Consider the following 14071-nt stretch of genomic DNA (forward strand, 5'->3'; position numbering starts at 1 on the left):
GGCGCGGGCTGTGCGCCATGGTTTCCGAAGGGCCGGTGCGGCCTGCTGCCGCGCCCATGGTGTTCCCTCCCTCCTTTGCCACGCAGGGGACATCCCGCAAGGCAGGTGCGGTATGAATATCGACGACCTGCACACCGGGCGCTACTACCGCACCCTCACCAAGTCGATGGCGGCCCTCGTCATCTTCGTTTCCGTGACGCCGCTCTTGCTCATCAGCGCGGTGAGTTCCTATCAGTTCCATTATTCCTTCAAGGCCAAGGTGGAAGCCCATCTCAAGGAGATGGTGCAGAAGCACCAGCAGACCATTGACCTCTTTCTGAGTGAAAAGCTCGGCGAGCTGCGCCTTGTGGCGCGGACGCGGGGCTTTGCGGACCTCAGCGACAACGCCCGCCTCTCCGAGGAACTGCGATACCTGCAAGAAGAGTTTAGCGGTGCGTTCGTGGATATAGGCCTCATCAACGAGGACGGCACCCAGCAGGCCTATGCAGGCCCCTACCCCCTTGCCAATGCCGACTACTCCGGCGCGGACTGGTTCCAGAGCGCCATGGAAAGCGAGTTCTACATCAGCGATGTGTTCCTCGGCCTGCGTGGGGTGCCGCATTTTATTATTGCCGTGCGCCGCAACTGGAACGGCAAGCAGTGGATTCTGCGCGCCACCATCGATTTTATGGCCTTTAACTCCCTAGTGGAGAACATCCGCATAGGCCGCACGGGCAACGCCTTTATCATCAACAACGCCGGGACGTTCCAGACCGGACCGCCCCGCGATGCCTCCCTCGACACCGGGTGGCTGCTGGACGCCATGAACGCCCAGACCGACGCCCTCGCCATTGGCGAGGTGCCACAGGCGCCGCACCACCCGGTGCGTTCCTATTGGGCCTCGGCCATCATGCCGGGCAAGGTGTCCGTCTATCGCCACACGGATACCGACGGCGTGGATGCCATCTACGTGTCCACGCGCCTCAAGGGCGGGGATTGGATTCTCGTCTACCGGCAGGACGTGGCCGACGCTTTTTCCGACCTCTACCAGACCCGCAACATCGTCGTGTTCATCGTGCTGGTGGGCACCGTGGCTATTGTGCTGATGGCGGTGCTGCTGTCGCGGCGCATCGTGAAGCGCATTGAGCAGGCGGACCATGAAAAGGAAGTCATGAACGATCAGGTCATAGAGGCGGGCAAGCTGGCGTCCATCGGTGAGCTGGCGGCGGGGATTGCCCACGAAATCAACAATCCCGTGGCCATCATGGTGGAGGAGGCCGGGTGGATTGGCGACCTTGTGAGCGACGACGACCCAACAGAGGAAGACCGCGAGGAAATCCGCTCCTCACTGGTGCAGATTCGCACGCAGGGCGCGCGGTGCAAGGAAATCACCCACAAGCTGTTGTCCTTTGCCCGCAAGATAGACCCCACCGTGCATGAGGTGAACCTCAACGACCTTATCCGCGAGGTGGTCAGCCTGTCCGACCAGCGGACGCGCTACGGCAATATAGATCTCCGGCTGGACCTGCAGGACGGACTGCCCGCAGTGGAAGGCTCGCCGTCGGAGCTGCAGCAGGTGCTGCTCAATCTCATCAACAACGCCATCGACGCCCTTGGCACCAAGGGCGGGCACATCGGCGTGTCCACCTGCCTTGAGAACGGCGCCATTGTCGTCACAGTGCAGGATGACGGGGAGGGCATCCCTAAGGCGAACCTGCCCCGCATTTTTGATCCGTTCTTCACCACCAAGCCGGTGGGCAAGGGGACGGGCCTTGGGCTGTCCATCATCTACGGCATTGTGAAGAAGATGGGCGGCGATATCAGCGTCGACAGCGAACAGCACGTCGGCACGGTGTTCCGCGTGATTTTGCCCGCTATGGGCGAGCATCCCGAGCCGGGATGCGAGATACCGTCATAAGCGCCCGCCTGCGGCGCGGCCAACAGCATGAACATGGAGGTGCACTATGTCCACTCTCACCACAACCATACTGATCGTCGATGATGAACGGGCGTTTGTGGACGCCGTGAGCAAGCGGCTGAAGAAGCGTGGCTTTGAAATGCTGGCCGCCTATTCCGGCGACGAAGCCCTCACCGTGCTGACAGAGCACGACAAGGTGGACGTTGTGATTCTGGACGTGAAGATGCCCGGCATGGACGGCATTGAAACGCTCAAGGAAATCAAGCGGCAGTACCCCCTTGTGGAGGTGGTCATGCTCACCGGGCACGGCACGGTGGAGTCCGCCATCGAAGGCATGAAGCTGGGCGCGTATGACTTCCTGCTCAAGCCCAGCGACATTGAGGACCTGGCCGCCAAGGTGGAGGCCGCCAAAGCGAAGAAGGCCGAGCACGAGGACAAGATTCTGGAAGCCGAAAGCATGGACATTGTCCTGCGCAAGGGCGTCTAGGAGACCACCATGACCAGTGATGCCGACAGAGAACTCCGGATTCTGCTCGTGGACGACGAGAAGGGCTACGTGGACGTCCTGACCAAGCGCCTGAAGCGGCGCGGCATGGACGTGACGGGCGCGCTGTCGGGCACGGAGGCGCTGCGCCTCATGCGCGGGAACGACTTCGACGTTGCCGTGCTGGACCTGAAGATGGAGGACATGGACGGCATTGAAGTGCTGGATGTGTTCAAGCGTATGGCTCCGGAGATGCCGGTCATCATGCTGACGGGGCACGGGTCGCGGCAGGCGGCGCGGCAGGGCATGGCCCGGGGCGCGTTCGACTACCTCACCAAGCCCTGCGAGCTGGAAAAACTGGTGAAAAAAATACGCGAGGCCGTGGCCGGGGGCAGCGCCCCGCCGCCAAACGGCGCGTCATAGAAATTTGGCAATCCCCTCACAGGGGCGCGAGAGGGCAGCCCGCGATATGGCGGCCCCGCCCGGACCGACGGGTGCGACACAGGACGATTCCGCGATGCGCGGAGGCGATAGTGAACATGGAACGTGCTGAAAACGGAGGAAACCACTCATGAACGTTGGACGAAGGCTCTACAGAACCCTACTGGAAGGCTCAATGGCCTATGCGAAGTGGGACCTTGAGACATCCCGCAACATCTTGAAAAGCCGCAAGAAGATGTGGATTCTGGCCGCAATGGTCGTGCCCATCCTTATTGGCTCCGTGGCTATTGCCGCACCGGAACTGCCGGAGATTTTGGGCGGACACAAGGCGTATTCGCCTGCCTACTACACGCCTGTTATCTTTGGCGTCTCCATCCTTATTGGTCTGTGCGCCGGGCTTATCACCGGCTGCATCGGCGCTGGCGGCGGCTTTATCATCACTCCGGCGCTCATGAGCGCGGGCGTGAAAGGCATCCTCGCCGTTGGTACCGACCTGTTCCACATCTTTGCCAAGGCCATCATGGGGACGGCCATCCACAAGAAGCTGGGTAACGTGTCCGTCGGCCTTGCGGTGGCGTTTCTCGTCGGTTCCGGCGTGGGCGTGACTGGTGGCGGCGTCATCAACCGCGCCCTGTACGAGATGAACCCCCTGCTGTCGGATACCTTCATCAGCGTCATCTACGTGGTGCTGCTTGGGTTCCTTGGCATCTACGCGCTGATTGACTTTCTGCGCCTGCGCAACGCCGGTGGCGGCGTGGACGCCCACGGCGGCGGCGATACGACCAGCGCGGCGTCCGACTCCGGCAAGAAGAGCCTGCCCGAGCGCCTGCAGGCCAGCCGCATTCCGCCGCTGATCACCTTTGACGAAGACCTGACCCCCGGCGGCAAGAAGATTCCGGCCTTGTTCGTGGCCCTGTGCGGCGGCGTGGTTGGCTTTGCTGCGGCAATCATGGGCGTTGGCGGCGGGTTCCTGACCTTCCCCATGTTCGTGTACATCCTTGGCGTGTCTTCCTTCACCACCGTTGGCACGGACATTTTGCAGATTATCTTCACCGCCGGGTATGCGTCCATCGCGCAGTACGCCATCTACGGCTTTATCTTCTACACGCTGGCCATGGGCATGCTCATCGGCTCGCTGCTGGGCATTCAGATTGGCGCGCTGACTACCAAGGTGGTCAAGGGCATCTACATCCGCGGCTTCTACGCCACGGCCATCATTGCTGGCTTCGTGAACCGCCTGTTCGCGCTGCCGGGCAAGCTCAGCGAGATGAAGATTATCACCCTGTCGGCTGAGACCTCGCACCTGCTGACGAATATTGGCAACGTATTGTTCTTCATCGCCATCGGCATCTTTGCCGTATGGGTCATTGGGAAGTTCCTCGGCAGCATGAAGCTGCTCAGGGAGGAGGCGTAGTCATGACTGACAACAGAAAGCATCTTTTGCTCGGATTGGTGATGAGCGTTGGGTTCTTTGCCGTGCTCATCGTGATGTTCTCGCCCATCTTCGGACACGGCGTGAACGCGCTGAAATACTCGGACCAGCTCTTTAACTCCATCGCCAAGGGCTCTACGGAGTATATCCCTTCGTTGCAGTCGCAGGCGGCGGACTTTGAGGGCAAGCGCTATGACGTGACCCTGACCTTCCACAGCGGCAGCTCCGAAGCCTACGAAGGGGTGCACGTGAAGGCCGATGAGGTGGCCGCCCGCGTGGCCGCCATGATGGGCACCGTGGCCGAAGTGAAGCTGGAGGGCGACTCCGTGGCCGTGCGCGGCGACATGGGACGCCTGATGACCGTGGTCCTTGAGGACGCAAGCCTGATGTTCAACAACGACGGAGCCACCGTGCGCGACAAGTACGGCATGGACGAGCGCATGGCGATGTTCATGTGGTGGCACGGCCTGTCCCAGCTGGACAAGGAACTCAAGATTCAGGGCGGCGCGCAGAATGTGGCGATGTCCAAGTTCGTGGACACCTGCATCAAGAAGGGTGTGGAAGTGGGCTACAACTTCTACGGCATTGCGCCAGAGAAGGCCTCGGACCGCGCCGGCATTCTGTCCTTCTCGCTCATCTTCTACGTTGTCTACACCTTGTGGTGGGGCATGGCCATCTTCTACATCTTTGAGGGATGTGGTCTGGCCATGAGCGCCGGCAACAAGAAGGAAGTGTAAACGAAATCGGGCCACGAGGCCTTTGACCGGGGTGGGCCGGGCAGGGTACCCTGTCCGTCCACCCCACAGCCAAAGTGGGGGAGTGTATCGGAGCGGTACGCTCCTTCTTTGGCTTTGAAAAATGACCACAATCCCAAACGGAAAGAGTGCAGATGGCTTGGCTTCGCAAGGTGATTGACCGTTTCGTCGGCATCAAGCGCGACGAGGGACCAACCCCGGAACAGCTGGAGGAGCTACGCGCCGCGTGTAGTGCCCAGCACCACCATTTCCGCATGCTGCTTTCGGCCAACTCCAAGGCCCTTGAGCTCATGAGCGAAATGGAGGACCTGCTCCGCGGCGGGCGCGTGTTCGGCACGTCGTTTATCCGCTCGTCCTGCTCGGCGGTGCTGGTGAATGTGTACGGCATTATTCAGCATCTCGACGGCATCGCCCCGGGCAAGTACGCTCGCCTCTTCGAGCGCTTTGAGGAGATTCAAAGCGCCGTCAATGCCCTGCTCGACTCCTCCAAGGAGCGCCCGGACACGCCCCTTGTCATCCCCCTCTACGAGGTAGACAAGTCCTTCGCCGACGCCGTGGGCAGCAAGATGGCCAACATCGGCGAGATGAAGTCGCGCATCGGTCTGCCCGTTCCGCCGGGCTTTGTCGCCACCACCCGCGCCTTTGACAGCTTTATGGCGCAGGATGGCCTTTTGGACGACATCAACCGTATGCTCACCTCCACAGACGTCGACGACATGAGCCAGCGCTTTGAGCTGTCCGCGTCCATTCAGCAAAAAATTCAGGAAACTCCGGTCCCGCCGGACCTCGCCGACGCCCTCCTGCGTGAGTACGACCGCCTGCAGGCGGACTACGGCGCGCGGGTGCATGTGTCCCTCAGGTCCAGCGCGCTGGGCGAGGACGCCACGGGGACGTCCTTTGCCGGGCAGTTCCGCACCATTCTCAACGTGGACCGGGAGTACCTCCCCGAGGCCTACAAGGAAGTCGTCGCCAGCCTCTACGGTTTGCCCGCGCTGACCTATCGTCTGACGCGCGGCATCCCCGACGATGATGTTGCCATGTGCGTTGGCGGTATGGTCATGGTGGAATCCGTGGCCGGTGGCGTCATGTATTCCCGCAGTCCCGTCAACGTGCGCGACGACGCCGTGGTCATCAATTCCGTCTGGGGACTGCCCAAGCTCGTCGTGGATGGCGGCGGCACGCCGGACCGCTTCGTGGTGGCCCGTGACCGAAGCCGCGACATCAGCAAGATGACCGTGCGCGAAAGCTGGGTGGCCCGGAAGCCGGAGCTGTACATCTCCCGCAAGGATGAAGGCGTTGTGCTCATGCAGCAGGACCCCGAAAAGGCCGATCAGCCTTCCATCACCAACGAGCAGGCTCTCAAGCTTGCCGCCATGGCCGTGCAGTTGGAGCGCTATTACGGTGGCCCGCAGGACATTGAGTGGGCGCTGGACAAGCAGGGCGACCTGTACATTTTGCAGTGCCGCCCCCTTGCCCGCCGCGATATCGGCGAGCCGCCCGCCAAGGACGAATCCGGCCGCTATGGGGACCCCATTGCCTACGGCGGCGCAACCGCCAGCCCCGGTGTGGGCTGCGGCCCGGTGTTCGTCGTGGAGCGCGACGCCGACGCCCTCCAGTTTCCGCCCGGCTCCGTGCTTGTCACGCGCCTCTCCCTGCCCAAGTGGGCGTCACTGCTCAACTGGTGTTCCGCCGTCGTGACGGAGCAGGGCAGTGTGACCGGGCATCTCGCCAACGTCGCGCGCGAGTTTGGCGTCCCGGCCATCACCGGAATCACCGGCGCCCTGGAGAGTTTGCCCGCCGGGCAAGTGGTCACCGTGGACGCCGACGCCTGCGTCGTCTACCCCGGCTGCGTCGAAGAGCTTGTGTCCCGCGGGCAGCCGCGCCCGGATCTCATGGAAGGTAGTCCCGTGCGCGAGCTTCTCGAAGGCGCAAGCCGCCACATCTGTCCCCTCAACCTTTTGGACCCCGACGCACCAGGCTTTCGTATTCGCAACATCGAAACGCTGCACGACATCACCCGCTATTGTCACGAAAAGGGCGTGCAGGAGATGTTCGACCTCAATCTGAACCGCGACTTTCGCGAGTGCGGCAGCATGCAGCTCGTCAGCCGCGGCGCGCCTACGCAGTTTTGGGTGGTTGATCTTGAGGACGGCCTCCTCCGTGAGGAAAAAAGTCCCTTTGTGCGCATCGGCAACATTGCCTCCGTGCCCATGCTCGCGCTGTGGGAGGGCATCAGCGCCATACCGTGGGAAGGCCCCCCGAAAATCAACGCCAAGGGCTTCATGTCCATCGTGGCCGAAGCCACAACCAATCCTGCCCTGCATCCGGCGCTGCAATCCAAGTTCGCCAACCGCAACTACTTCCTCATCTCCAAGGAGTACTGCAATCTGCAATCGCGCTTCGGCTTCCATTTCTCCACCGTCGAAGCCCTCGTCAGCGACCATCCCGAGCGCAACTACGTCAATTTCCGCTTCGCCGGAGGCGCCGCCGACTTCGAGCGTCGCCGCCGCCGCGCCGTCTTCATTGGCGGCATTCTCGAAGAAATTGGCTTCTATGTGAACGTTCGTGGCGACAGTGTCTTTGCCCGCTTCGAGGGCTTCCCAAGGCCCGCCATGTGCGAGCGCCTCAAAGTCATGGGCTATCTCACCATGCACACCCGCCAACTCGACATGATCATGGCCGACCAAGCCGCTACGTGGCAGCACCGCACACGCATTATGGCCGATATCGAAGCCCTCATCGGCGAAGGCAGCGAATGCCGCAATCCCGAAGAAGGGGAGGAGCTGTCGGGAGAGGCCGGGTCGTGATGCTGGGGTCAAGAGGATACCTTCGGTGACTTAAGGGCCGCGGGCCCTTAAGAATCCCGAGGTTTTTCGGTCTGGAAGCCAGACCGAAAAAAGGGTGGTGGGGCTGTGCTGAAAGGTCTGGGCAGTTGCCCGCGTGGGTGCGGCTCCAGTGCCGGGGCCAGAGAGAGGCCGTACGTCTGGAACGATGAACTGGCGTATAAATGGGATCGTTAAGGGCCCACGGCCCTTAACCCGCCGGAGGCAAGTCCCCCCTTTTTCTCTTCTTTCCTCTATTTGGGCTTTTTTCCAGCATCCCCTCGAACGGTATCCTCCATGATAGTACATGACAAAAAAGACCGTACTTGCGCAAAAGTCTCCGTGTGCAATAGAGTGTCGCACATATGCCGTAGAGGTCTTTGCGATGCGCATTGGCATATGAAATGGTGTTTAAACGGACTGTGAAGCGGCCTGTTGCGCAGGGATCCTGTGTGGGCGGCGAAATGGTCCTGTGACATGCCGCGACATGCGGCGCTACTGCGAATAAAGGAGTCTTGGTATGTACGTTGTTGCTATTAATGGAAGCCCTCGCAAGGGCGGGAATACGGAAAATTTGCTTCGCACTGCGCTTGAGCCGCTGGAAAAGGCTGGCTGGGAGACGGAGTTTGTGCAGCTGGGTGGGAAGAAAATCCGCGGCTGTATGGCGTGTGGCAAGTGCTGGGAAAAGCAGGACGGCCACTGTGTGGTGGACAACGACGCGTTTAACGACGTGATGGACAAGATGGTGAAGGCGGACGCCATCATTATTGGCTCGCCGACGTATTTTTCTGATGTGAGCGCGGAGACCAAGGCGCTGCTGGACCGCTCCGGATTCGTGGCGCTGGCCAATGGCGGCCTGTTTGCGGGCAAGATTGGCGCGGCTGTGGTGGCTGTGCGCCGGGGCGGCGGCATCCATGTGTTTGATACCATTAACCATATGTACCAGATGTCGCGCATGATTGTGCCCGGCTCTACGTATTGGAACCTTGGCTACGGCCTGGAAAAGGGCGAAGTGCAGGGCGACGCCGAAGCGCTTGCAAACATGCGGAATCTGGGCGAGACCATAGGCTGGCTCGGCAAGGCGATGGCTCCGAATATGGACAGCTTCCCTGCCGCTCCCTAGAACGTGCTTTGTAACGCGCCGTACGAACCTTACGGCTGGGAGAAGGAATGCATACAGATATGGTTGTTGTCAGCGCACGGTTCCGCGCGCTGCCGGGAAAGGAAGAGGCGCTGAAAAGCATGGTGCAGCAACTGGTGCAGGATTGCGAGGGGCAAAATGGCCTCATCCTGTACAGCGTGCATCAGGACGTTGCCGACCCGGCGCTGTTTCAGTTCTATGAGCAATTTGCCTCGCAGGCGGCGCTGGATGAGCATGCAGTTTCAAAGCCGCTGAAGGATTTTGAACGCGACGCCGCGCAGTATATGACCGGCAAAGCGGACGTGCGCATTATGCGTATGTTGGCCCGGGTGACGGGCTAGCGCCAAGGGCTGAAAGACAGTCAGTACGAAAAAACGCCCCGGCAGGTTCCTGCCGGGGCGTTTCGTTTTAGGCTTTTGCGGCGATGACGGTGAGCGGGTCCTCTTCGCTGGTGTCGGCAAAGAAGAATTCCTTATCAAAGGGGCCGACGTGGCCTTCTGCGGCCATGCGCTCAAAGAAGTTCAGGCGCGTGTAGCGGCGGGTGCGCTCCGGCGAGACCTTCAGCTTCACGTAGTAGTCGAACTTGGGCATGGAGTGGCTGGACTCGGTGAGGTCGATGACCCTGTCCGCGAACTCGCACCAGCCGTGGGTCTGCCATGTGCCGTCCTTGAATATCCAGCCATGGACGACTTCGGTCTCGGGGTTTTCGCTCGCGGCCTCAAGGCAGGATTCGAAACTTGTGGGCTTGCGGTCGAACATGAATACCTCCGTTGGCGTGTTGTCGGCGCTGTGGCCTGTGACGGTGTGCACGGGCGGCTCTGGCCGCCGCGTGGGTTACTGGTCGGCCTTGGTGCCGATAAGGGCCGCGCCAAGGGCGTTGCCGACTTCAAAATGATCCGGGAAATGGATGGGCGCGCCAAGGCGCTGTGCCACTTCGGGCAGCAGCATCCGCGCGGCTGCGCCAATGCCGACGATGGGCACGTTGAGGGCGGCGCTAAAGCGTACAAGGGACATGGTGTCCTTGCGGGCGATGAATTCCGCCATGCTTCCGCCAACTTCCTTGCGCACCACATGGTCGAGCAGAGCGTTTTCAATCTTGCGCTGGGCTTTGGTTATGACAGCTTCGCAAAAGGCCTTGGCGTCCATGCCGTGGCGGCGCGCCAGCACCTCTGCCGCGGCCTTGGCCTGCGCGGTGTCGCCGATGCTCAGGCGGCCGAGTACGTGCAGGGCGTCCGTTGGCGTGAAACCGATTTCCGCCACCTGCTGCGCGCGGACAAGGCGCTGAAGATGCGCGGACAGCGAAATCTCGCTGAGGCCCGTGGCGCGCATGAGGGATGCGGCGGACATGGGGCCGGCGCCGCTGAGAATGGTCAAAATGGGATCAGCGGCGATGACGTCCGGCTCCGGCGCTTGGTCTATGGTAATGAGGCGCGAGGCGTCGCCAGAGTCCAGCCACGATTCTGGGTCCGGGACGTTTGTAGCCATGCAGATGGGCAAAACTCGGGCTGGACCAACGGCGATGGACCCCGCCACAGTGGTGCGGACCTGCGAGTCTCCGCCGATGCCCACGGTGAACATTTCTACGGCTTCGACGTGCGTTTCCCACTGGCCGATGCGGCTGCCGCCCTTTTTGATGGTGGGCTGGCCTGCGCGGATGAGGGTGACGTCCGTGGTGGTGCCGCCAACGTCCACGATGAGGGCGTTGTCGCCGGGGGCGAAGGCCATGCCGTAATGGGCAGTGGCGGCGGGACCGCTGGCAAAGGTCTCGGCCGCGCGGCGTAGGGCGCTCTCCAGCGTCATGGGCGCGCCGTTGCCGCGCACAATGCTCACCGGGCAGGTAAGGCCGTGCTCTGCAAGGGCGGCGCTGACGCCGTCGATGAATTCCTGCATGACGGGCATAAGGCGGGCGTTGAGCACGGTTGTGGCGGCGCGCTCCTTCATGCCGGCCTTGCCGCTGACCTCATGCGAGCAGAAGACGGGCTTGGGGTCCACCAGTTCGATGGCTTTGGCGGCCACCTGCTCATGCGTGGGGTTGGCGTAGCTCATTGCCGCGCTGACGGCGTAGGCGTCCACATGGCCGCGCAGGTTGCCCACGCCATCGACGATGGCTTCCACGTCGAGGGGGGCTTCCTCCTTGCCGACGATGGAGTGGCCTCCGGCGGCGTATTGCACGGAGACGACGGGCAGGTCGAAGGCCTTGGTCATGCCGATGACGAACAGCCCGACGCGCGCGCCTTTGTCTTCCACCACGGCGTTGGTGGCGAGGGTGGTGGACACGGCGACCACATCCACCAGCTGGGGCGGAGTGGCGCTCTCGCGCATGACGCGGGACAGGGCGGACGACAGGCCGATACTGAGATTTTTGTGTGTGGTCGGTGTCTTGGCGGAGGCGACAACGTCGCCGGACGCGCGGTCCAGAAGAATGGCGTCCGTGTAGGTGCCGCCGGTATCGATGCCTATTGCATAGCCGTGTGTCTGTGTCATGATGAATCCTTTGCCGTTTTTCGTGGTCTGTGACGGCCGTATGTGCAGTACGTGGTGATACTGCCAAGGCGCGCGGTTGGCAACCGTGCATCGTGAAAAATCGGCCAAGCGGGCGGATGGGGGCGGATTTTCACGCTATGCGGGGATTTGTGGCGTATAGGTCAGGCTCTTTTTTGTGGAAGGGAGAGAGTGTTTGGGGTAAGGGAAGTTTGTAAAATTTCCCAAAGTTTTGGTGAGCTGTTGACGAGTGGCGCAAAATCTACTAATTGGCGCGCTCCATCATATCGGGCAGGCGGGGGCGGCGGTTTTGGCGCTATGAAATACTGGCGCAAACAGCCACCCCGTGCGGCTTTTCCCCGAAAAGTTCCGATGGGTAAGGAGGGTGCTGCGATATGGCAAAGAAACCCGTGCTTGAGCAGTGGAACGCAACGCGTTCTGCTGACCTCTATGGCGTCAATAACTGGGGCAGTGGCTACTTTGGTGTGGCCGACTCCGGCGACGCCGTCATCACCCCTTTTGCAGAACGCGGCCCGGCCGTCTCCATCCCCGAGGTCATCAAGGGCCTTAAGGAGCGGGGCATGGACCTGCCCGTGCTTCTGCGCATCGAAAATATTCTCGATTCCCAAATTTCCGTCCTGCACGACTGCTTCAACCACGCCATGCGCGACCTTGAATACCAAGGCGAATTCCGTGGCGTGTACCCCATCAAGGTGAACCAGCAGGAACAGGTTGTGGAGCGCATCACCGAATACGGCGAGCCGCATCACCACGGCCTTGAAGTGGGCAGCAAGCCCGAACTCATCGCCGCGCTGTCCTATCTGCACGACCGCGAGGCCTGCATCGTCTGCAATGGCTACAAGGACCGCGAATTCGTGGACCTTGCCCTTTACGCCAACAAGATGGGCTATAACTGCATCCTCGTCCTTGAAATGCCGAGTGAGTTGGCGCTTATTCTGGAGCGCTCGCGCGCTTTGGGCATCCGTCCGCGCATGGGCATCCGCATCAAGCTGGCGGCCCGCGCCGGTGGTCACTGGACGGAGTCCGGCGGCGACCTGTCCATCTTTGGCCTGTCCACGGCCGAGGTGGTGGACGTGGTGGACGAACTGCGAAAGCACGACATGCTGGACTGCATGCACCTGCTGCACTTCCACCTTGGCTCGCAGATTCCGAACATCCGCGACATCCGAAATGCCCTGCGCGAGGCCTGCCGGGTCTATGCCGGGCTGGTGGATGAAGGCGCGGCCATGGGCTATCTGGACCTTGGCGGCGGCCTTGCCGTGGACTACGACGGCTCGCACACCAACTTCCTGTCCAGCCGCAACTACACCCTTGGCGAATACTGCGCCGACGTGGTGGAAACCGTGATGAGCATTTTGGATGAGCGCGACATTGCGCATCCGCACATCATTACGGAGTCCGGCCGCGCTACGGTGGCGTATTACTCCGTGCTGTTGTTTGAGATTTTGGACGCCAGCCGCCTTGAGGACCGGGCCATCCCCATCGACCTGCCCGAGGACTGCCCCGAGCCGACGGAAAACCTGCTTGAGGTCTACCAATCCATCTCGCTCAAGAACTTGCAGGAGTGCTACAACGACGCCATCTATTACCGCGATGAAATCCGCCAGATGTTCCGCATGGGTACGTGCTCCCTGCGCGAGCGCTCCGTGGCGGAATCCCTGTTCTGGGCCATCATCAAGGAAATTGCCGCGCGCGTGGACGAGGTGAAACGCCCCACCAAGGAACTGGCGGGCATTCAGGATTCCCTCGCCAGCATCTACTATGCGAATATGAGCATTTTCCAGTCCTTGCCGGACTCGTGGGCCATTGACCATCTGTTCCCGGTGATGCCCGTGCACCGTATGGACGAACAGCCCACGGAAAAGGTGGTGCTGGCGGATATCACCTGCGACTGCGACGGTAAGCTGGACCGCTTTATCGACGAGCGCGGCGTTCGGCGCACGCTGGATGTGCACGACCTGCGTAAGGACGAGCCCTATTACATGGGCGCGTTCCTCGTTGGCGCGTATCAGGAGACGCTGGGCGACCTGCATAACCTTTTCGGCGACACCAACGTCGCCTCCATCCATATCAATGAGGACGGTTCGTTCGACTTCGTGCGGGAGCTCGATGGAGATTCCGTGGCTGACGTGCTGTCCTACGTCGAGTATGATCCGAAGATGGTCCTGGAGCGCTTCCGCAACGTGGCGGAGCGTGGCATCCGGGAGGGGCGCATTACCCCTCAGGACAGGTACGCCATCATGAAGGCCTTTGAACAGGGCCTGAGAGGATCGACCTATCTGAACGGCTTGCGATAGCACAATCCCTTTTGACAAGGAGGGACACAAGGATGTCCAGAGTACTCATCGTCGGCGCTGGCGGTGTGGGTCAGGTTGTGGCTCACAAATGCGCGCAGCTTCCCGAAGTGTTTCATGAAATATGTCTTGCCAGCCGCACCGTCTCCAAGTGTGACGCCATTGCTGCGCAGCTTCCCCGCCCCATCCGCACCGCACAGGTGGATGCGGACAACGTTCCCGAGATGGTGGCGCTGATCAACGACTTTCAGCCGGACCTCGTGTTGAACGTGGCCCTGCCGTATCAGGACCTGAATATCATGG

Annotated in this window: 12 protein-coding genes; 10 read left to right on the forward strand and 2 right to left on the reverse strand. The window is 61.3% G+C overall.

All coding sequences use genetic code 11. From position 1 onward, the window contains the following. The first annotated feature begins 112 nt into the window (after positions 1 to 112). The 8 genes from ACY69P_RS06865 to ACY69P_RS06900 all read left to right on the forward strand — a co-directional run bounded on the left by ACY69P_RS06865 (position 113) and on the right by ACY69P_RS06900 (position 9313). Positions 113 to 1897 carry a sensor histidine kinase gene (locus ACY69P_RS06865; protein WP_462326963.1) on the forward strand — a complete coding sequence of 595 codons (1785 nt, stop codon included), beginning with the start codon at positions 113 to 115 and terminating at the stop codon, positions 1895 to 1897. 46 nt (positions 1898 to 1943) lie between these two features. Further along, positions 1944 to 2384, forward strand: a complete 441-nt coding sequence (locus ACY69P_RS06870; RefSeq protein WP_404843272.1) for a response regulator — start codon at positions 1944 to 1946, stop codon at positions 2382 to 2384. 9 nt (positions 2385 to 2393) lie between these two features. Then, positions 2394 to 2804, forward strand: a complete 411-nt coding sequence (locus tag ACY69P_RS06875; protein ID WP_462326964.1) for a response regulator — start codon at positions 2394 to 2396, stop codon at positions 2802 to 2804. Between the two features lie 148 nt (positions 2805 to 2952). Beyond that, complete coding sequence (locus ACY69P_RS06880; RefSeq protein WP_459901270.1) at positions 2953 to 4236, forward strand: sulfite exporter TauE/SafE family protein; 1284 nt, start codon at positions 2953 to 2955, stop codon at positions 4234 to 4236. A gap of 2 nt (positions 4237 to 4238) precedes the next feature. After that, positions 4239 to 4991: a hypothetical protein gene (locus tag ACY69P_RS06885; protein WP_459901272.1), complete on the forward strand. Its 753-nt coding sequence runs from the start codon at positions 4239 to 4241 to the stop codon at positions 4989 to 4991. 152 nt (positions 4992 to 5143) lie between these two features. Continuing rightward, positions 5144 to 7816 (forward strand): PEP/pyruvate-binding domain-containing protein, encoded by a 2673-nt coding sequence (locus ACY69P_RS06890; RefSeq protein ID WP_462326965.1) that lies wholly within the window; start codon positions 5144 to 5146, stop codon positions 7814 to 7816. Positions 7817 to 8351: 535 nt separating this feature from the next. Then, a complete protein-coding gene (locus ACY69P_RS06895) occupies positions 8352 to 8954 on the forward strand; it encodes a flavodoxin family protein (protein ID WP_462326966.1) in 603 nt (200 codons plus the stop codon). 47 nt (positions 8955 to 9001) lie between these two features. Then, the gene (locus ACY69P_RS06900) at positions 9002 to 9313 is read left to right on the forward strand and encodes a putative quinol monooxygenase (protein ID WP_462326967.1); all 312 of its coding nucleotides are present in this window, start codon (positions 9002 to 9004) and stop codon (positions 9311 to 9313) included. Between the two features lie 67 nt (positions 9314 to 9380). Here the strand turns inward: ACY69P_RS06900 and ACY69P_RS06905 are convergent, their stop codons facing one another. Both ACY69P_RS06905 and ACY69P_RS06910 read right to left on the reverse strand, forming a co-directional pair. Beyond that, positions 9381 to 9731, reverse strand: coding sequence for a hypothetical protein (locus ACY69P_RS06905; protein ID WP_462326968.1), 351 nt, complete (start codon positions 9729 to 9731; stop codon positions 9381 to 9383). 75 nt (positions 9732 to 9806) lie between these two features. Further along, the gene (locus ACY69P_RS06910) at positions 9807 to 11456 is read right to left on the reverse strand and encodes a hydantoinase/oxoprolinase N-terminal domain-containing protein (protein WP_462326969.1); all 1650 of its coding nucleotides are present in this window, start codon (positions 11454 to 11456) and stop codon (positions 9807 to 9809) included. A 392-nt stretch (positions 11457 to 11848) separates the two neighbouring features. Here ACY69P_RS06910 and speA point away from each other — a divergent pair, with 392 nt between their 5' ends. Continuing rightward, complete coding sequence (gene speA, locus ACY69P_RS06915) at positions 11849 to 13771, forward strand: biosynthetic arginine decarboxylase (protein ID WP_462326970.1); 1923 nt, start codon at positions 11849 to 11851, stop codon at positions 13769 to 13771. Between the two features lie 32 nt (positions 13772 to 13803). After that, positions 13804 to 14071: saccharopine dehydrogenase NADP-binding domain-containing protein (locus ACY69P_RS06920; RefSeq protein ID WP_462326971.1), on the forward strand; the 268-nt coding region annotated here is incomplete at its 3' end.

Source organism: Desulfobaculum sp. (assembly GCF_054921475.1).